Origin of the sequence: Microbacterium sp. EYE_78, assembly GCF_023149035.1 — a bacterium.
In the GTDB taxonomy this organism is placed as follows: Bacteria; Actinomycetota; Actinomycetes; order Actinomycetales; family Microbacteriaceae; genus Microbacterium.
Map to the genome: position 1 here is coordinate 712,634 of NZ_JAHXMY010000002.1, position 19,920 is coordinate 732,553.

15 protein-coding genes and 2 riboswitches are annotated in these 19,920 nt (G+C 69.6%); of the genes, 13 read left to right on the plus strand and 2 right to left on the minus strand.

What is annotated here, in order from left to right; translation table 11 throughout:
* Nucleotides 1-118: 118 nt before the first annotated feature.
* The 5 genes from KZX17_RS10485 (at nucleotide 119) to gcvP (ending at nucleotide 7,316) form a co-directional block, all read left to right on the plus strand.
* A complete protein-coding gene (locus tag KZX17_RS10485; RefSeq protein ID WP_248172955.1) occupies nucleotides 119-1,288 on the plus strand; it encodes a MarP family serine protease in 1,170 nt (389 codons plus the stop codon).
* A gap of 60 nt (nucleotides 1,289-1,348) precedes the next feature.
* Nucleotides 1,349-1,435, plus strand: a riboswitch (glycine riboswitch).
* A riboswitch (glycine riboswitch) is annotated at nucleotides 1,436-1,527 on the plus strand. It abuts the riboswitch before it with no gap.
* Between the two features lie 74 nt (nucleotides 1,528-1,601).
* Nucleotides 1,602-2,966 carry an L-serine ammonia-lyase gene (locus KZX17_RS10490; RefSeq protein ID WP_248172958.1) on the plus strand — a complete coding sequence of 455 codons (1,365 nt, stop codon included), beginning with the start codon at nucleotides 1,602-1,604 and terminating at the stop codon, nucleotides 2,964-2,966.
* Nucleotides 2,967-2,977: 11 nt separating this feature from the next.
* Nucleotides 2,978-4,096: a glycine cleavage system aminomethyltransferase GcvT gene (gene gcvT / locus KZX17_RS10495; RefSeq protein ID WP_248172961.1), complete on the plus strand. Its 1,119-nt coding sequence runs from the start codon at nucleotides 2,978-2,980 to the stop codon at nucleotides 4,094-4,096.
* Nucleotides 4,093-4,473 (plus strand): glycine cleavage system protein GcvH, encoded by a 381-nt coding sequence (gene gcvH, locus KZX17_RS10500; protein WP_248172964.1) that lies wholly within the window; start codon nucleotides 4,093-4,095, stop codon nucleotides 4,471-4,473. The genes gcvT and gcvH overlap by 4 nt, the downstream gene beginning before the upstream one ends.
* 53 nt (nucleotides 4,474-4,526) lie before the next feature.
* A complete protein-coding gene (gene gcvP / locus KZX17_RS10505) occupies nucleotides 4,527-7,316 on the plus strand; it encodes an aminomethyl-transferring glycine dehydrogenase (RefSeq protein WP_248174818.1) in 2,790 nt (929 codons plus the stop codon).
* Between the two features lie 85 nt (nucleotides 7,317-7,401).
* On the opposite strand, the gene KZX17_RS10510 is transcribed toward gcvP, so the two are convergent.
* Nucleotides 7,402-8,406, minus strand: a complete 1,005-nt coding sequence (locus KZX17_RS10510) for a hypothetical protein (protein ID WP_248172967.1) — start codon at nucleotides 8,404-8,406, stop codon at nucleotides 7,402-7,404.
* A gap of 236 nt (nucleotides 8,407-8,642) precedes the next feature.
* Nucleotides 8,643-9,437 carry a CPBP family intramembrane glutamic endopeptidase gene (locus KZX17_RS10515; RefSeq protein WP_248172970.1) on the minus strand — a complete coding sequence of 265 codons (795 nt, stop codon included), beginning with the start codon at nucleotides 9,435-9,437 and terminating at the stop codon, nucleotides 8,643-8,645.
* Between the two features lie 210 nt (nucleotides 9,438-9,647).
* Between KZX17_RS10515 and KZX17_RS10520 the strand changes: the two genes are divergently transcribed.
* The 8 genes from KZX17_RS10520 (at nucleotide 9,648) to KZX17_RS10555 (ending at nucleotide 19,910) form a co-directional block, all read left to right on the plus strand.
* On the plus strand, nucleotides 9,648-11,273 hold the full coding sequence (locus tag KZX17_RS10520) for an ABC transporter substrate-binding protein (RefSeq protein ID WP_248172973.1): 1,626 nt from the start codon (nucleotides 9,648-9,650) through the stop codon (nucleotides 11,271-11,273).
* Nucleotides 11,274-11,459: 186 nt separating this feature from the next.
* The gene (locus KZX17_RS10525; RefSeq protein WP_248172976.1) at nucleotides 11,460-12,389 is read left to right on the plus strand and encodes an ABC transporter permease; all 930 of its coding nucleotides are present in this window, start codon (nucleotides 11,460-11,462) and stop codon (nucleotides 12,387-12,389) included.
* Nucleotides 12,379-13,314, plus strand: a complete 936-nt coding sequence (locus tag KZX17_RS10530; RefSeq protein WP_248172979.1) for an ABC transporter permease — start codon at nucleotides 12,379-12,381, stop codon at nucleotides 13,312-13,314. The genes KZX17_RS10525 and KZX17_RS10530 overlap by 11 nt, the downstream gene beginning before the upstream one ends.
* Entirely contained in the window at nucleotides 13,311-15,035 is a 1,725-nt protein-coding gene (locus KZX17_RS10535) for an ABC transporter ATP-binding protein (protein ID WP_248172982.1), read from the plus strand. Before KZX17_RS10530 ends, KZX17_RS10535 begins: the two co-directional genes overlap by 4 nt.
* A complete protein-coding gene (locus KZX17_RS10540) occupies nucleotides 15,032-15,640 on the plus strand; it encodes a PH domain-containing protein (RefSeq protein WP_248172985.1) in 609 nt (202 codons plus the stop codon). The genes KZX17_RS10535 and KZX17_RS10540 overlap by 4 nt, the downstream gene beginning before the upstream one ends.
* 227 nt (nucleotides 15,641-15,867) lie before the next feature.
* Nucleotides 15,868-16,851: an ABC transporter permease gene (locus KZX17_RS10545; protein ID WP_248172988.1), complete on the plus strand. Its 984-nt coding sequence runs from the start codon at nucleotides 15,868-15,870 to the stop codon at nucleotides 16,849-16,851.
* Between the two features lies 1 nt (nucleotide 16,852).
* A complete protein-coding gene (locus KZX17_RS10550; RefSeq protein ID WP_248172991.1) occupies nucleotides 16,853-17,779 on the plus strand; it encodes an ABC transporter permease in 927 nt (308 codons plus the stop codon).
* A complete protein-coding gene (locus tag KZX17_RS10555) occupies nucleotides 17,772-19,910 on the plus strand; it encodes a dipeptide ABC transporter ATP-binding protein (protein WP_248172994.1) in 2,139 nt (712 codons plus the stop codon). The genes KZX17_RS10550 and KZX17_RS10555 overlap by 8 nt, the downstream gene beginning before the upstream one ends.
* Nucleotides 19,911-19,920 lie beyond the last annotated feature (10 nt).

Genomic DNA, 19,920 nt, shown 5'->3' on the forward strand with positions numbered 1-19,920 from the left:
GATCTTAGGGTCATCGTGACTCGAAGAGCAACATGGGGCGTTCCCAGGTGCGTCGTCCTACCCTGATCCCAGAGGACCCGTCGTGTTCCCGGACGCGGCCTCATGAGGGAGGCCCGTCGTGCTGATCGTCGACATCGTCGTCGTGCTCGTGCTGATCGCGGCATTGTTCGGAGGGCTGCTGCGTGGCCTCGTGGCCACTGCCGGGACCCTCGTCGGCATCGTCCTCGGCGCGGTCGTCGCCGTCTGGCTGACCCCCGTCATCGCCCCCACCTTCTCGGGATGGGAGTACCGCAGTCTGGTCCTCGGACTCATCGCCCTCGCCATCGTGGTGATCCTCGCCTCGATCGGCACGGCGGTCGGCCGCAGGCTCCGTCGCGGCGTCGACCGCGCCCGGTTGGCGCCGCTGGACCGCGTCCTCGGCGGCGTCGTGAACACCGCGGCGGCGGCGATCGTCCTCCTGCTGGCGAGCGGCGCGATCGTGGGATCCGGGATGCCGGGCGTCGCCCCCGCGGTCGCGTCCTCGCGCGTGCTGGGCGTCATCGACGCGCTCACCCCGCCGCAGATGGACTCGGCGCTGGCGGAGTTCCGCGGGTTCATCGTCGACGAGGGGATCCCGCGGGTCGGCGAGCTGCTGGCCCCCGAGGTCGAGCCGACCGCGCCGCCGGTGTCGCTGGACGATCCCCAGCTGCAGGATGCCGCGGCATCCGTCGCCCGCATCAGCGGCAACGCGTACGCGTGCGGTGCGTCGCTCACCGGTTCGGGGTTCGTCGCGGCGGAGGACCTGGTGGTCACGAACGCCCACGTCGTCGCCGGGGTCGACGAGCCGCTCGTCGAGCTCCCGGGCCGCGACGCGGCGGAGGGGCGCATCGTGTACTTCGATCCCGTGGACGACCTCGCCGTCATCAGCGTCCCCGGCCTCGCTGCGGATCCGCTCCCGATCGTCGATCCGGTGGAGGCGGGGACGCCGGTGGCGGTGCAGGGGTATCCGCTGGGAGGGCCGTTCACCAGCGGCGCCGCCTACGTCCTGTCCGTCGGCAGCGCCGTCGTGGCCGACATCTACGACGACGGTGCGCAGCCGCGGGAGATCTACGCCCTCGAGGCGAACGTCCGGCCCGGCAATTCGGGGGGTCCGCTGCTGACCGAGGCCGGCGAGGTCACCGGCGTCGTCTTCGCCCGCGGCGAGGACGACGACACCCGCGGGTATGCGATGACCACGACGGAGCTCCGACCCGCTCTCGAGGTGTCGCCGGACGCGGAGACCGTGTCGTCGGGCGCCTGCACCGGCTGATCGCCGTTCCGCACCTGCGAGCCCGATGGTAGGCTCACGACAAATCGAAGACCGGACCATCACGTCGTCTCGGGAGAAGCCGCTCGCGGCTGCCGAAGGAGCAATCCCTCCCCGGAATCTCTCAGGCCCCCGTACCGAGGCGACACGGTCACTCTGAAAAGCGGCACCGCACGGTGCCCGCCGACGGGGCAAGCGGGCACCACCCGTCAATCTCTCAGGCCGATGACAGAGGGGGAGGAACTCGCCCGCATCCCGCTGCGCCGTCAGGAGTTCCGTTGTCCCTCACATCCGCCACACCGTCCCCGGTCCCGCGATGTCCGTGACCGTCGGCGTCTTCGACCTGTTCACCGTGGGCATCGGTCCGTCGAGCTCCCACACGGTCGGGCCGATGCGCGCCGCCTGCGACTTCGTCTCGCGGATCGATCCGCTCCGCGCGGCGCGCGTCCAGGTCGACCTCTACGGCTCGCTCGCAGCGACCGGGCGGGGTCACGGCACGCTCCCGGCGGTCCTGCTCGGGCTCGAAGGGCTCCGACCCGAAGCGGTGCTGCCCGACGAGGTCGACGAGCGCACGGCGGCGATCCGTGCGGACCGTCGTGTCCGACTCGGCGGGCGCGGCGAGGTCTCCCTCTGCGAGGACGACATCGTGCTGCATCCGCTGACGGTGCTGCCGCGGCACAGCAACGGTCTCCGGCTGCGTGCGTGGGGTTCCGACGACACCCTCATCGATGACGCGACCTACTACTCCACCGGCGGCGGCTTCATCGTGCGCGACGGCGAGGATGCCGCGGGCGACGTGCGGGCCGCCGTGCCCTTCCCGTTCGAGACGGCCGCGGACCTGCTGGCGCACTGCGACCGCGAGGGCGTCTCGATGGCCGAGATCCAACGCCGCAACGAGTGCGCCTCCCGCAGCGACGACGACGTCACCGCCGGCATCCTGCATCTCGCCGACGTCATGGAGGCCAGCGTGGCCTCCGGCGCGTCCCGTGAGGGGATGCTGCCGGGCGGGCTGCGGGTGCCGCGACGCGCACCGGCGTGGCACGACCGACTCGTGCACGATGATCCCTCGGGGGAGGACCCCGCCCTCTGGCAGGAGTGGGTCAACTTCGTCGCGCTCGCCGTCAACGAGGAGAACGCCTCGGGTGGACGGATCGTCACGGCGCCCACCAACGGGGCGGCCGGCATCATCCCCGCCGTCCTGCACTACGCCACCCACTACGCCGCGCGAGGGCGTGCGCGCCGGGACATCGTCGTGCCCTACCTGCTGACCGCCGCGGCGATCGGCGTCCTCTACAAGGCGCGCGCGTCGATCTCGGGCGCCGAGGTGGGCTGCCAGGGCGAGGTCGGCTCGGCGTCCTCGATGGCGGCGGCCGGGCTCGCCGAGGTGCTCGGCGGGACCGTCCGGCAGGTCGAGAACGCCGCCGAGATCGCGATGGAGCACAACCTCGGCCTCACGTGCGACCCGATCGGGGGGCTCGTCCAGATCCCGTGCATCGAACGGAACGCGATCGCGGCGGCGAAGGCGATCAACGCCGCCAAGATGGCGCTGTGGGGCGACGGCACCCATCGTGTGTCGCTCGACGAGGTCATCGTGACGATGCGCGAGACGGGACGCGACATGAGCAGCAAGTACAAGGAGACGGCGCTCGGCGGCCTCGCGGTCAGCGTCGTGGAATGTTGAGCGGAGACGGCATGACCGAGACCACGACCGAGCCGCGGCGATCGCCGTTGCACGAGCTGCACGAGCGGCTCGGCGCATCCTTCACCGACTTCGGCGGCTGGCTGATGCCCGTCCGCTACACGTCGGACCTCGCCGAGCACCACGCGGTGCGCAGCGCCGCCGGGATCTTCGACATCTCGCACATGGCGGAGTTCCGCATCGAAGGGACGGATGCCGCCGGGTACCTCGACCGGGCGCTGGCCGGACGGATCTCCTCGATGGAGGTGGGGAAGGCGAAATACTCCCTCGTCCTCGCCGCGGACGGCGGCATCGTCGACGACGTCATCGTGTACCGGATCACGGACGACGAGTTCATCGTCATCTCGAACGCCGGCAATCGCGCGGACGTCGCAGCCGCCTTCGCGGCCGTCGACCCGGGCGATGCCCGCATCCAGGACCTGACGGACCGGATGTCGCTCATCGCCGTGCAGGGCCCCGCAGCCCGCGGCATCCTCGAGTCGACCGCCGGGATCGCGGACGTCGCCCCCGCCCTCGCCGACATGACCTACTACTCCTGGGCGCTCGGCTCGTTCCACGGCCGGAGCCTGTTCGTCGCCCGCACCGGGTACACCGGCGAGGACGGGTTCGAGCTCATGGTCCCGAACGAGACCGCCGCCGCCCTCTGGGAGGCCGTCACCGAGGCGGGCGCCGGGCACGGGCTCGTGCCCGCCGGGCTCGCCGCGCGCGACACGCTCCGCCTCGAGGCCGGGATGCCGCTCTACGGCCACGAGCTCTCGCGCGACATCGCGCCCGCCCAGGCGGGCCTCGGCCGCGTCGTCGTCACGGACAAGGAGGAGTTCGTCGGCAAGGACGGCCTCGCCGCCCGCGACCTCGACGGCGCTCCGGTCCTCGTGGGGCTCGTCGCGGAGGGCCGCCGCGCCGGTCGCGCCGGGTACGCCGTGCTGGCCGGCGACGACACCGTCGGCGAGATCACCTCGGGAGCCCTCAGCCCGACCCTCGGCCATCCCATCGCGATGGCCCTCGTCCACCCCTCGGCATCCGCTGAGGGCACCGAACTGACCATCGACGTCCGGGGGACCCGCATCCCCGCGACCGTCACCGCCCTGCCCTTCTACCGGAGACAGAAATGACCGACCTCGCCGCCCTCTCCTACACCGCCGAGCACGAGTGGATCGCCTTCGACGGCGACGTCGCGACCGTCGGCATCACCGACTACGCCGCCGAGAAGCTCGGTGACGTCGTCTTCGTCGAGCTCCCCGCCGTGGGTACTGCCGTCACCGCAGGCGACACCTGCGGTGAGATCGAATCGACCAAGTCCGTCGGCGAGCTCTACGCGCCGCTGACCGGCGAGGTCGTCGAGATCAACGACGCCGTCGTCGACGACCCCTCGTCGGTCAACGCCGGCGCGTTCGACGCGTGGCTCGTGAAGATCAAGACCGACGGCTCGCCCTCGGGCGACCTCCTCGACCGCGACGCCTACGTCGCGCTGACGGGCGGCGACGCGTGAGCTCGGCCTTCCAGGGCCGCCACATCGGCACAGACGCGGCCGCGCAGGCCGAGATGCTCCGCGTCCTCGGGCGCGATTCCGTCGAGGCGCTCGTCAACACGGCCGTCCCCGACGCGATCCACGTCGCCGAGCGCGAGAGCATCATCCCGCCCGCGGCGACCGAGGCCGAGGCGCTCGCCGAGCTCCGTGACCTCGCATCGCAGAACCGTTCGGCGCGCGCGATGATCGGCCTCGGCTACTACGACACGCTGACGCCGTCGGTCATCCAGCGCAACGTCCTCGAGAACCCGTCCTGGTACACGGCCTACACGCCGTACCAGCCCGAGATCTCGCAGGGCCGCCTCGAGGCGCTCATCAACTTCCAGACGATGGTGACCGACCTCACCGGGCTCGCGACGGCGAATGCGTCGATGCTCGACGAGTGCACCGCCGTCGTCGAGGGGATGCTGGTCGCCCGCCGCGCCTCGAAGTCGGCGTCGAACGTGTTCCTCATCGACGCGGACGCGATGCCGCAGACGAAGGCGCTGCTGCACCATCGCGCCGCCGCGGTCGGCGTGGAGATCCGCGAGACCGACTTCGCCGAGGTCCCCGAGGCGTTCGGCGCCTTCGTGCAGTACCCCGGCGCGACCGGACGGGTCTGGGACCCCTCCGAGGTCATCGCCGCCGTGCAGGCGCAGAAGGGCCTCGTCGTCGTCGCGGCGGACCTCCTCGCCCTCACCCTCCTCCGCTCGCCGGGGTCGATGGGCGCCGACGTCGCCGTCGGGACGACGCAGCGCTTCGGCGTGCCGATGGGCTTCGGCGGACCGCACGCCGGCTACATGGCCGTCCGCGCCGGTCTCGAGCGTCAGCTGCCGGGGCGCCTCGTCGGAGTGTCGATGGATGCCGCGGGCCAGCCCGCCTACCGCCTGTCGCTGCAGACCCGCGAACAGCACATCCGCCGTGAGAAGGCGACCTCGAACATCTGCACCGCCCAGGTGCTGCTGGCCGTCATGGCCGCGATGTACGCCGTCTACCACGGTCCCGACGGCCTGCGCCGGATCGCTGAGGAGACCACCGCGAAGGCGTCGCTCCTCCGCGATTGGCTCGTCGGCTCCGGGGCGGACGTGATGCACGAGGCGTTCTTCGACACGCTCGTCGTCCGCACGCCGGGTCGCGCGGAGGACACGATCGCCGACGCGCGACGGCGCGGATACCAGCTGTGGTTCCGCGACAGCGACTCGGTCGGGATCTCGGTCGACGAGACGACGACCGTCGCGGACCTGCAGGCCGTGGCATCCGTCTTCGGCGTCGACTCGTCGAAGGTGTTCGTACCGCTGCGGGACCGGAACGCCCACCTGCCCGAGTCGCTCCGTCGCACGGACGAGTACCTGACGCATCCCGTCTTCAACACGCACCGCTCCGAGACCGCCATGATGCGGTACCTGAAGCAGCTCGCCGACCGCGACTACGCGCTCGACCGCGGCATGATCCCGCTCGGCTCGTGCACGATGAAGCTCAACGCGGCGACGGAGATGGCGGCGGTGTCGTGGCCGGAGTTCGCGCGCGTGCACCCGTTCGCGCCGGCCGAGGACGTCGCAGGCTACCTCGTGATGATCGAGCAGCTCGAGGCGTGGCTCGCCGAGGTGACCGGGTACGACGCGGTGTCGCTGCAGCCGAACGCCGGTTCGCAGGGCGAACTCGCGGGCCTGCTCGCCATCCGCGGCTACCACCACTCGCGAGGCGACGTGCACCGCGACGTCTGCCTCATCCCGTCGTCCGCGCACGGCACCAACGCGGCATCGGCCGTCCTCGCCGGGATGCGGGTCGTCGTCGTCGCGTGCGACGAGGCCGGCAACGTCGACCTGTCTGATCTGCGCGCCAAGGTGGCTGCGCACGCCGACAACCTGGCGGCCCTCATGATCACGTATCCGTCGACGCACGGCGTCTACGAGCACGACGTCATGGACATCACCGGCGCGGTGCATGAAGCCGGCGGCCAGGTGTACGTCGACGGTGCGAACCTGAACGCCCTGCTCGGGTTCGCCCGCTTCGGCGACCTGGGCGGCGACGTGTCGCACCTCAACCTGCACAAGACGTTCGCGATCCCGCACGGCGGTGGCGGACCCGGTGTGGGTCCCGTCGCGGCGAAGGCGCACCTCGCGCCGTTCCTGCCGTCGCACCCGATGGCGCAGCGCGCCGAGCACGCCGGTGGCCATGTCTTCGACGGTGGACCGGTGTCGGCCGCTCCGTACGGCTCGGCGTCGATCCTGCCGATCTCGTGGGCGTACGTGCGGATGATGGGCGCCGACGGCCTCCGGCAGGCGACCGCCGCGGCGGTGCTCGCGGCGAACTACGTCGCCCGCCGCCTCCAGGGCCACTACCCGGTGCTGTACGCGGGGGAGGGCGGACTCGTCGCGCACGAGTGCATCCTCGACCTGCGTCCGCTCAAAGAGGCCACCGGCATCACGGTCGACGACGTCGCGAAGCGGCTCATCGACTACGGCTTCCACGCCCCGACGATGTCGTTCCCGGTCGCCGGGACGCTCATGGTGGAGCCGACGGAGTCCGAGGACCTCGCCGAGCTCGACCGCTTCGTCGAGGCCATGATCGCCATCCGCAGCGAAGCCGACGCGGTCGCGGCGGGGGAGTGGCCGGCGAACGACAACCCGCTGGTGAACGCGCCGCACTCCGCGGCATCCGTCATCACCAGCGAGTGGGCGCACCCGTACCCCCGCGAGATCGCCGTGTACCCCGTGCCCGGCATCGTGCGCACGAAGTACTGGCCGCCCGTCCGCCGTATCGACAACGCCTACGGCGACCGCAACCTCGTCTGCGCCTGCCCTCCGATCGAGGCGTTCGCCTGACGCGGCCCCCCGCCCCGCCCGCTCCGCCTCCCTTCCGCCCCGCCTCCCTCCCGCGAGACTGCACGTGGCCGCCGAGACTGCGGCTTCAGACCGCGGTCTCGCCGCGACCGTGCAGTCTCGCGGAGGAGGGGCGGGCGTCGAGGGCGACCCGGGCCGTCGCGAGGCGGTACGGGTCGGGGGTCGCGACGCGGTGGAGCCCGGCGCCGCGCAGGATGCCGTCGAGCGCGTCCGGATCGACGAGGTCTGACCAGCCCCAGTGCAGGACGGAGCGGATGCCGTGCGTCCGGAGCCGGTGGTCGCGCTCGCGGCGCGCGCGCAGCAAGGACACGGGGTCGCCGAAGCGGCCGTCGTACTTCAGGTCGCCGTCCGCCTCGCCTGCGATGCCCGCAGCGGGCCACCAGAAGTCGGTGCGGTCGGCGGTGGAACGGTGGCGCCACTCGACCTGCAACTCGGGCTCCTCGTAGCCCAGCAGCTCGATGATCGCCCGGCTCGCTGACTCGAGTGTCGACTCCGCCTCCGCGCGAGCGCGCCCCAGTGCCCACCGCGCGACCCGGCGTCCCCGAGAGCTCGGACGCTGCTCGTTCTGCTCGACCAGGGATTCGACGGATGCGGCCGCGTCGAGGCGCAGCGCGGCATCGGCGGCGATGAGCCCCACGACGGCATGCCGCGCACGAGCGAGGTCGACGGCGCAGTCCGACGGCGAGACGGCTGCGAACCCGCCGAGGTCCACGACGTCCCGTGCGCCCGTGGTCGTGTGGATGCGAAGGCCGGCGTGCAGGCGCGAGGTGCGGGTGGGGTCGCCCAGCGCGTGGACGATCACCGGATCGCCGAGGACGGGCATCCCCCAGATCGCAGCGGCCGACTCGTGGCTGAGGACGAGTCCGGGATGCTGCAGGACCGTGGCATGGATGCGGGTCAGGTAGCGCAGCCACGGCGGGAGCAGTCGCCACAGGGACGTCGGTGCGTACACGCCGCGCACGACGGACACGAGGTCGCCGCGAGCGGCGGCGCGGGCCGCCCTCGGCACGTCTCGCGCCCGCAGGAGGGGGACGGGGCAGGCAACGGGCGTCGGTCGGAGGATCGCGGGCATGACCAGTACCCTCGCCGCATGACGCCCGGCTGCGTCCCGCCGCGACGCGCCCCGTGGACACCCGCGCTCGCACCGAGCGCCGTGGAGAAGACGTCGCCCATGTCCGCGAGACTGCACGCGGGCGGCGAGACTGCGGCGCGAGGCCGCAGTCTCGCCATGGGCGTGCAGTCTCGCGGGCGAAGGCGTCGGACCCACGCGCCCCCGTGCCGGTGCGCCCGCGCGAGCGCCGCCGCGCGTCAGGCCGGCGGGGCGAACACCCCGGGCCACCAGGCGGCGGCGAGCGGGTAGCCGACGAACGCGACGATGTCGATGACGACGTGCGCGACGACCAGCGGCATCACCCGGCCCCAGCGCGCGTAGACCCACCCGAACACGACGCCCATGGCCATGTTGCCGACCAGAGGTCCGAAGCCTTGGTAGGCGTGGTATGAGCCGCGCAGCGCAGCCGTCGAGATGATGATGGTCCACGTGCTCCACCCGAGCAGGCGCAGCCGGTCGAAGAGATAGCCGACCATGACGACCTCCTCGAGCAGGCCGGCCCTGAGCGCCGCCAGCAGGAGGAGCGGGACCGTCCACCACGACGAGTCGAGCGGCGAGGCATCCACCTGCACCGTGATCCCGAGCGTGCGGCCGAGCGCGTAGAGCCCGAGACCGGGCACGCCGATCACGAGGACGAGCAGCAGTCCACCGCCGACGTTCCGGCCGAAGCGATCGAAAGTGAGGCCGATCTTCGCGAAGCCGGATCGCGCCGGCTCCCAGAGGAAGTAGATCGCCAAGGCGACCGGTGCGAAGGCGAAGACCGCGGACAGCAGCTGCTGCGCGACGTCCCAACCCTCGGACGGCGCCGCGCCCGGGTTGATGGACGTCTGCTGTTCGCCGAGCGGTGCGCGGGTCAGCGCCTCGATGAGCGCGAGCACCGAGAACACGGCCGAGCGCCCCAGGGACAGGGCGAGGACGATGCCGATCTCCCACCAGAGGCGAGCGCGACTGTGCAGGTGCGCCGGAGGGGAGAGGGCGTCGGATGCGGCCATCCGGTCAGGATGCCACGTTCAGCCATGCGTCCGTGTCATCCGGGACGCACAGATCAGACTGCTCGATCGACGCGCCTGCAAGTAAAGCCTGTGTAACGGTATCGCGAGAGATTTGTCGCATTGCGCTCAAGGTGCTTAGTGTGCTGTTCATCACGCCTGGGTCGCGGAAGCCACGACCCGGGCTTTCATTCGGTCTCTTTGGAGGACACCTTGAAGCGCAACAAGATCGGCGTGGCGGGCCTCGCCCTGCTGGGCGCCACCAGCCTCGTGCTCGCGGGCTGCGCCAGCGGCGGCGGCGGCAACGAAGGCGGCAACGGCGGCGGCGAGCCGACCGATGCGGTCATCACGACCAACGGCTCGGAGCCCCAGAACCCGCTCATCCCGACCAACACCAACGAGACCGGTGGTGGCAAGGTCGTCGACTCGATCTTCGCGGGCCTGATCTCCTACGAGGCCGACGGCTCGGTCGTCAACGACGTCGCCGAGGAGATCACGGTCGACTCGCCCACCGAGCTCACCGTCAAGATCCGCGAGGGTCTCACGTTCACCGACGGTGAAGAGGTCACTGTTGACAACTTCATCAAGGCCTGGAACTACGGCGCACTGCTCTCGAACGCGCAGAACGCGTCGTACTTCTTCGAGGACATCGAGGGCTTCAGCTACGACGAGGACTCCGAGCTCACGGGTCTCGAGCAGGTCGACGACTACACCTTCACCATCACGCTGAACAAGCCCGCGGCCGACTTCGCGCAGCGCCTCGGCTACTCGGCGTTCTACCCGCTCCCCGACGCGGCCTTCGAGGACATGGACGCCTTCGGCGAGAACCCGATCGGCAACGGCCCGTACAAGCTGGCCGAAGAGGGCGCGTGGCAGCACGACGTGCGGATCGACCTCGTCCCGAACGAGGACTACGACGGCCCGCGTGCGCCGCAGAACGGCGGTCTCGACATCGTCTTCTACGCGACCCAGGATGCTGCGTACCAGGACCTGCAGGCCGGCAACCTCGACGTCCTCGACGCGATCCCCGACAGCGCGCTGGAGACCTACGAGACCGACCTCGACGGCCGCTCGGTCAACCAGCCCGCCGCGATCTTCCAGTCGCTGACGATCCCCGAGTGGCTCGACGGCTTCCAGACCGACGAAGAGGGCAAGCTCCGCCGCGCCGCGATCTCGCACGCCATCAACCGCGACCAGATCACCGACGTCGTCTTCAAGGGCACCCGTACCCCGGCATCCGACTACACCTCGCCCGTCATCGACGGCTGGAGCGACTCGGTCCCCGGCAACGAGGTCCTGGACTACGACCCGGAGCTCGCCAAGGAGCTGTGGGACCAAGCTAACGAGATCGCGCCGTACAGCGGCGAGGACTTCACCATCGCGTACAACGCCGATGGCGGTCACCAGACCTGGGTCGACGCGGTCGCGAACTCCATCTCCGGTGCGCTGGACATCACCGCGGTCGGCGAGCCCTTCCCGGACTTCGCCACCTACCTCGACGCCCGTGACAACGAGCAGGTCGGCGCGTTCCGTGCCGGTTGGCAGGCCGACTACCCCGGTCTGTACAACTTCCTCGGCCCGCTCTACGCGACCGGCGCCGGCTCGAACGACGGCAAGTACTCCGACGAGCGCTTCGACCAGCTCCTCTCCGAGGGCATCAGCGAGACCGAGGAGGACGCTCGGAACGCCACCCTCCTCGAGGCGCAGTCGGTCCTCTTCGAGGACCTCCCGGCGATCCCGCTCTGGTACTCGAACGTCAACGGCGGCTGGGCGGACGGCGTGCAGAACGTCGAGTTCGGCTGGAACTCCGTGCCGCTGTACTCCGCGATCACCAAGTAATCCCGCACACAGCATCACCTCACACGAGGCGGTGACGGTCACCCGTCACCGCCTCGTGGCGTGACCCGACCATCCCACCGTTCTCCCAGACTCGGGGCGGAGGATGGAACATCAAGGGGCACCGCTGAGCGGGGCCCTTCTTCGTGCGCGTGCACAGAGAACGTCTTCCCTGGAAGGGGGCCGAGGGTGGCCTATTACATCCTCCGACGGATCCTTCAGGTCATTCCGGTCTTCATCGGTGCGACTCTGCTGATCTACTACATGGTCTTCGGGCTGCCCGGTGACCCCGTCGCCGCCCTGTTCGGCGACAAGCAACCGCCGCAAGCAGTGATCGACGCGATCCGCGACCAGTACAAGCTGAACGAGCCGTTCATCGTGCAGTACGCCAACTACCTCGGCGGCATCCTGCGACTCGACTTCGGGACGACGTTCTCGGGTCAGAGTGTGAACGACGTGCTCGCACGGACGGTCCCCGTGACGATGCGTCTGGCGATCATGTCCGTCGCCATCGCCTTCGTCCTCGCGATCGTCATCGGCGCGCTGTCCGCCATCTGGAAGGGCTCGCTCTTCGACCACGGTGCCCTCGTCACCGCGCTCGTGTTCATCGCCATCCCGATCTTCGTCCTCTGCTTCCTCGCGCAGTACTTCCTCGGCGTTCAGCTCGGATGGTTCAAGCCCACCGTCGGCGGGCAGAACGACTGGGGCGACCTGTGGCTGCCGGCCATCGTGCTGGGGTTCAGCATCTACGCGTCCAGCATGCGTCTGACCCGAGCGTCGATGATCGAGTCCCTCGGGCAGGACTGGGTCCGCACCGCGTACTCCAAGGGACTCTCCCGTCGTCGTGTGATCCCCGTCCACGTGCTGCGCAACTCGATGATCCCGATGGTCACCGACACCGCGACGCAGTTCGGCGTCCTCATGGTCGGCGCCACCGTGACCGAGGGCATCTTCAACGTGCCGGGTGTCGGCAACACCCTCTTCAACGCGATCATCCGCCACGAGACGCCGACGGTCGTCTCGTTCGTCACCATCTTCGTCGTCATCTACGTCTTGGTGAACCTGGTGGTCGACCTTCTGTACGGCCTGCTCGACCCGAGGATCCGCTATGTCAAGTAACACCACGCACTACGTCGCACCGGTCGCGTCCGACGAGGTCGTCGTCGATCAGGTCCGCCTCTCAGAGAAGAAGAGCAACCTCTGGCTGGATGCCTGGCGAGACCTGCGTCGCCGTCCGATGTTCTGGGTGTCCGTCGCGTTCTGCCTCCTGATCGTCGTGATGGCGATCGCTCCGAACCTGTTCACCTCCGTCGCGCCCTCCGGGGGCGCCTGCGACCTGGCGAAGAGCAACGGCGGCCCGGAAGCGGGGCACCCGTTGGGCTACACCTTCCTGGGCTGCGACATCTGGTCGCGGGTGGTCCACGGCACGAGCGTCTCGATGTCCGTCGGCGTCATGGCGACGGCCATCTCGACCGTGATCGGGCTGATCATGGGCGCTCTTGCGGGCTTCTACGGCGGCTTCCTCGACTCGCTGCTGTCGCGTGTGGGCGACATCTTCTTCACCATCCCGTACATCGTCGCCGCGGTCGTCGTCATGTCCGTCCTCGCGGAGTACAAGAACGCGTTCATCCTCGCGCTGGCGATCGGTGGCTTCTCCTGGGCGAGCACGGCACGCATCGCTCGCGCCGAAGTGCTGCGCGTCAAGCAATCCGACTACGTGACGGCATCCATCTCGATCGGTCTCTCGCGGTTCCGCACGATGCTCTCCCACGTCATTCCGAACGCCATGGCACCGGTCATCGTCGTCACGACCCTGGGTCTGGGCACCGCGATCGTCGCCGAGTCCACGCTGTCCTTCCTCGGTCTCGGCCTCGGCGGGGTGTCGTGGGGTGCGGACATCAGCAACGCGCAGCAGTCCATCCGGACGGCTCCGTTGTCGCTGTTCTGGCCCTCGCTGGCTCTGACCGTCTCCGTCCTCGCGTTCATCACGCTGGGCGAGCTGCTCCGCGACGCCGTCGACCCGAAGTCGAGGGCACAGCGATGACCGACACCACCGAGAACCAGACGAGCCGCGCGACCCTGCGCGGCGCCCAGAGGGAGAGCGTCGTGACGCAACCGCTGCTGCAGATCCGCGACCTGAAGGTCGCGTTCGCGACGGGCAAGAAGGAGCGCGAGGTCCTCCACGGCGTCGACCTCGATGTCTTCCCCGGTGAGACCGTCGCGATCGTGGGCGAGTCCGGCTCCGGCAAGTCGACGACGGCCGCCGCGGTCATCGATCTGCTGCCCGGGACGGGCAAGGTCACGGGCGGATCGATCATGCTCGACGGCGTCGACCTCACGAAGGCCGGCCGCCGCGAGATGGAGGCCATCCGCGGTCGTGACATCGGCTACGTCCCGCAGGACCCGATGTCGAACCTCAACCCGGTGTGGTCCATCGGCTTCCAGGTCGAGGAGGCCGTTCGCGCGAACGGGCTCGCCTCGACCAAGCGGGAGGCCCGCGCCCGCGCGATCGAGGTGCTGAAGCAGGCGGGCCTCGCGGACGCGGAGCGACGGATGCATCAGTTCCCGCACCAGTTCTCGGGCGGGATGCGGCAGCGCGCCCTCATCGGCATCGGCCTCGCCGCCGATCCGAAGCTCCTGATCGCGGACGAGCCCACCAGCGCCCTGGATGTGACGGTGCAGCGGGTCATCCTCGACCACCTCGCCTCTCTCACGCGGGAGAAGGGCACCTCGGTGCTGTTCATCACGCACGACCTCGGGCTCGCCGCGGAGCGCGCGGACCGCATCGTCGTCATGAACCAGGGTGAGATCGTCGAGGCCGGTCCGAGCCGCATCATCCTGGAGAACCCGCAGCACCCCTACACGCAGCGTCTGGTCGCCGCGGCACCCAGCCTGGCGTCGCAGCGCATCCAGGCGGTCGTCGAGGATCGCGGCGTCGAGCACCTCGCGGAGGTCGTGGACCAGAAGCCCGTCGTCGAGGTCCGCGATCTCGTCAAGGAGTACAAGATCCGCTCCGGCGGGTTCCGCAGCGAACCGTTCCGTGCGGTCGACGGCGTCTCGTTCCAGATCCCGAAGGGCAAGACGCTCGCCCTCGTGGGGGAGTCCGGGTCGGGCAAGTCCACCGTCGCGAAGATGGTCCTGCAGCTGGAGCAGCCGACGAGCGGCGCCGTGCTCGTCGACGGCGCCGACACCTCGGCCATGAGCCGCAAGGAGGTGTTCGGCCTCCGCAGCCGCATGCAGCCGGTGTTCCAGGACCCGTACGGGTCGCTGGATCCGCTCCGCAGCATCGGCGCGCTGATCTCCGAACCGCTGCGCGTCCACAACGTGGGTGACGTGACGTCGCGCGAAGCCCGGGTGTTCGAACTGCTCGAGCAGGTCTCACTGCCCCGTGAGGTTGCATGGCGCTATCCGAACGAGCTCTCGGGAGGGCAGCGTCAGCGCGTCGCGATCGCCCGCGCGCTCGCACTGAAGCCGTCGATCGTCGTCCTCGACGAGGCGGTGTCGGCCCTCGACGTGCTCGTGCAGGACCAGATCCTGCGCCTGCTCGCCGACCTGCAGTCCGAGCTCGATCTCACCTACCTGTTCATCACCCACGACCTCGCCGTCGTCCGCGTCGCGGCCGATCTGGTCTGCGTCATGGAGCAGGGACGGGTCGTCGAGCAGGGGACCGTCGACGAGATCTTCGCGTCGCCGGCCGAGGAGTACACCCGGCGACTGCTGGACGCCATCCCCGGCGCCGACATCCCGCTCGGAGGGCGTGCGTGACGGACGCACCCCGCGACGGACGGGGCGGTCATCCTGCCCGCCCCGTCCGTCCTCGCGTCTTCCGTGCCGCCTCCGGCACGGTCGCGCTCATCGTCGGCGGCATCGTGACGCTGCTGCTGCTGATCGACGCGGTCGTCCGCGCGGGCTGGGCGCAGACGTTCCTCATCGCACCGTGGCTGCTCATCGTCCTCTGGGTCATCTACGTCTCGACCTACCTCTCCCACGTCGCCATCGACGGCGAGGGCGCGACGGTGCAGAACGGCCTCCGACGCATCCGAATCCCCTGGCGCCGTGTCACGGATGTGGCGTTCCGCTACCAGGTGCGATTCGTCCTCGACGAAGGAAAGCCCGTCGGCGCCTTCGGCGGCCCCGTGGCGGGCCGTCCCACGCGGCCGGGGCTCCGCGGCGCGCCGGATCCGCGGCATCGTCAGCCACCCGCTCTGCGCGACCTGGCGCTCATCCGGGAGCAATGGGAGCACGCGACCGAGACCGGTTCCCGAGAGGGCGCCGTCACGCGATCCTGGGACGTCCCCGCGGTCATCGCACTCGGTGTGCTCGTCCTCTGGGTGCTGGGCGCCGTGATCATCTCGAACGGCTTCAGCTGAGCGGACTGGTGATTTTGCGGCGTGTTCACAGGCATTTTGCGAGCAGGTCACGCAATGTTACGTTCATACAAAGAGTTCTCCACACGGTCCTGTCAGCGTTGATGACCGAGTTAGGGTCGACACGTCGGACCCGGTTCCGGCTGTACTGACGCAACGCAAGAGCGCGTAAGCCCGAGAAAGAGCACCACCATGACTCTGCCCGCGACCCGAGCCACCTGGTCCGCCCGGTGACGCTGTACGTCCTCCGCCGGTTCGTCAACTACGCGATCCTGAGCCTCATCGCCACGTGCATCGCGTACGTGCTCGCGAGCTCGATCTTCAAGCCCGGCGATCGCTATTACGGCATGAACCCCCGCCCGCCGCAGGAGTCCATCGACGCGTCGCTCGCCGCGCTCGGTCAGAGCCCCGACGTCCCGGTCATCGTGCGGCTGTGGCACTGGCTGGTGGGCCTGTTCACGCAGGGCTCCCTCGGCATCACGGTCGGCGGCCAGCCGGTCATGGACGAGATCGTCGCGCGCTCCGGCGCCAGCCTGCGTCTGCTGCTGATCGGCTCGATCCTCGGCGCCGTGATCGGCGTCCTGCTCGGCGTGTGGGGTGCGGTGCGCCAGTACCGGGCGAGCGATCAGATCGTCACCTACTCGTCGTTCCTCATCTTCGCGACGCCCACCTTCGTCATCGGCGTGCTCCTCATGATCGCGGCGACCGCGCTCAACAACGCGGTGGGCAGTCAGCTGATCACCTTCACCGGGGAATACAGCGCAGGCATCAGCGGCAGTTGGTGGGATCTGACGCTCGATCGCGGCATCCATCTCCTCCTCCCGACGATCGCGCTGGTCCTCATGACTGCGGCGACCGATTCGCGCTACCAGCGCAGCGTCATGCTCGACGTCCTCGGCGCGGACTACATCCGCACCGCGCGGTCCAAGGGCCTGGAGCGCGGGCCGGCGCTCTTCCGTCACGGAGTCCGCATCGCACTCATCCCGATGTCGACGTTCTTCGCCTACGGCTTCGGCACGTTGATCGCCGGGTCCGCGATGCTCGAGATCGTCTTCAGCTGGCGGGGCATGGGACAGTTCACCCTCCAGGCCGTCACGACCAATGATGTCAACGCCGCCGCCGGTTCCACGCTCTTCATCGCCGTCCTGGTCCTGCTTTCCTCGACCGCGTCCGAGATCCTCTACGCCGCCCTCGACCCCCGAGTGAGGAGCTGACATGGTCATCGCTCAGCAGGAGGCCGTCGAGGCCTCGCTCGACGAAGACAAGTCGATCACCCACAGCCGCAAGCCGCTGTCGCGGAATGCGCTGGTGTGGCGCCGCCTGCGGGCGATGCCCCGCTTCTGGGTCGGTGCCGTCGCCTTCGCGCTCATCGTGCTGCTGTCGATCGTCGGCCCGTTCCTCACGCCGTGGTCCATCACCGACCGCGATGCGTTCAACATGGGGATGGGGCCGACGCTCCGGCACTGGTTCGGGACGAACGCCATCGGGCAGGACATCTTCGCGCAGACCGTCGCGGGGCTGCAGAAGTCGCTCATCATCGGCTTGGTCGCGGGCGTCCTCGGCACCCTGCTCGCTGCGATCATCGGATCCGTCGCGGGCTACGTCGGCGGCGCGACGGACAAGATCATCAGCTGGATCACGCACCTCATGCTCGTGATCCCGTCGTTCTTCATCCTGGTCCTGCTGAGCCCCCTCTTCCGCAGCCTCTCGTGGATCGCGCTGACGTTCTTCCTCGCGATCTTCAGCTGGATGATCATGGCGCAGGTGGTCCGCAACCAGACGCGCTCCCTGCGCAACAGGGACTTCGTCCGGGCGGCCCGCTACATGGGGCTCCCGACGCGTAAGATCCTGGGTCGTCACATCATCCCGAACATCGCCTCGCTGCTGATCATCGACGCGACCCTCGGCATCGTCGCGGCGATCATGTCCGAGACGTCCCTCAGCTACTTCGGCTTCGGCGTCATGAAGCCCGACGTCTCGCTCGGGACGCTCCTCGCCGACGGCACGTCCGCGGCGCTCACCCGCCCCTGGCTGTTCGTCTTCCCGGCGGCGGTGCTCATCGCACTGCTGTTCGCGATCAGCCTCATCGGCGACGCGCTCCGCGACGCGATCGACCCCACCTCCGGAGCAAACCGTGCCTGAACCCCTCCTCACCTCCAGCTCATCCCGTGCCGGGGGGTCCTCGCCGATCCTGTCGGTCCGCGATCTCACCGTCACCTTCCCGCAGCGCGGCTCGTCCGACGTGCAGGCCGTCCGAGGGATCTCGTACGACGTCCACCCGGGCGAGTTCCTCGGCATCGTCGGCGAGTCCGGTTCGGGCAAGTCGGTCTCGTCGCTCGCCGTGATGGGGTTGCTGCCCTCGAACGCGCGCATCGAGGGATCCATCGAGTTCGAGGGGCAGTCGCTCCTCGGCATGGACGACAAACAGCTGTCCCGCATCCGCGGCAAGAAGCTCGCCATGGTGTTCCAGGATCCGCTGTCCGCGCTGACGCCCGTCTACACCGTCGGCGACCAGATCTCCGAAGCGCTCCGCCTCCACGACTCGCGCCTCTCGGCGCAGGCGGCCGGCGCGCGCGCGGTCGAGCTGCTCAAGACCGTCGGCATCCCCGACCCGCAGCGGCGGGCCAAGGCGTATCCGCACGAGTTCTCCGGCGGGATGCGGCAGCGGGCCATGATCGCGATGGCGATCGCCAACGACCCGAACGTCATCATCGCCGACGAACCGACGACGGCGCTCGATGTGACCATCCAGGCGCAGATCCTCGAAGTCCTCGAGAAGGCCAAGGAGATCACGGGTGCTGCCGTCGTACTCATCACCCACGACCTCGGTGTCGTGGCGGGGCACGCCGATCGCGTCGGCGTCATGTACGCCGGCAAGCTCGTCGAACTCGGGACCACCGACCAGGTGTTCCACGAGCCGCAGATGCCGTACTCCATCGGCCTGCTCCGCTCGGTGCCGAACATGCTGACGGCGGGGACGCACCGGCTCGTGCCGCTCGAGGGCCGCCCGCCGTCCCTGGCCGCGCTGCCCCAGGGATGCCCCTTCGCGGCGCGCTGCCCGATCGCGGTCGACGCCTGCCGTGAGGTCGAACCGGGGCTCATCGCCCACGATCCGGTGTCGGGTCCCGATCACGTCGCGGCCTGCATCCGCGGCGATGAGATCGTCCGGGGCGAGCTGCCTCGCGGCGAGGTGTTCCCGGTCGCCGAGCCGATCGTCGACGCGAAGCGGGTCGACGACGGCGCACCGCCCGTGGTCGAGGTCACCGACCTGCAACGGCACTTCCCGCTGATGCGGGGCGGCGTCTTCGCCCGTCGCGTCGGCACGGTCCGCGCCGTGGACGGCGTCTCGTTCTCGTTGAAGCCCGGACGGACGATGGGCCTGGTCGGCGAATCCGGATGCGGGAAGACGACGACCATCCTCGAGATCATGGAGATGACGGCGCCGCAGAGCGGATCGGTCCGGATCAACGGGAAGGACGTGGCATCCCTCAGCAAGCGCGAGCGTCTCGCCCTCCGGAAGGATCTGCAGATCGTCTTCCAGGACCCGATGGGCGCCATCGATCCGCGCCTGCCGATCGGCGAGGTCATCACCGAACCGCTCTGGGCGCTCGGCGCCTCGAAGGCCGAGCGCGACCGCCGGGCGCTGGAGCTGCTCGATCTCGTCGGTCTGGACGAGTCGATGGCCGATCGGTATCCGCACGAGTTCTCCGGCGGTCAGCGTCAGCGGATCGGCATCGCGCGTGCCCTCGCCACCAACCCCTCGGTCATCGTGCTCGACGAGCCGGTCTCGGCGCTCGACGTGTCGATCCAGGCCGGTGTCATCAACCTCCTCGAGGATCTCAAGGTCCAATTGGGTCTGTCCTACCTGTTCGTGGCCCACGACCTCGCCGTGGTGCGGCAGATCGCCGATGACGTGGCCGTGATGTACCTGGGGTCGGTCGTCGAGCAGGGTCCCATCGCCGAGGTGTTCGACAACCCCCGGCATCCGTACACGAAGGCGCTGATCTCGGCTGCCCCGATCCCCGATCCGCGCATCGAGCGCGGGCGCACCCGGGTCCTGCTGCAGGGCGACCTGCCGAGTCCGACGCAGGAGATCAGCGGATGCCGATTCCGCACCCGCTGCCCGCTGTACAAGCTCGTAGGGGAGGAGCAGCAGGAACGCTGCCGCTCCGTCGACCCCGAGCTCGAACCGCGCGGGCTTGCCCGTGTCGCCTGCCACCACGTCGACGAGTCGACGCTGGTGGATGCCGCTGCCCTGGCGGCGGCCCCCTGAACCCCGCCGG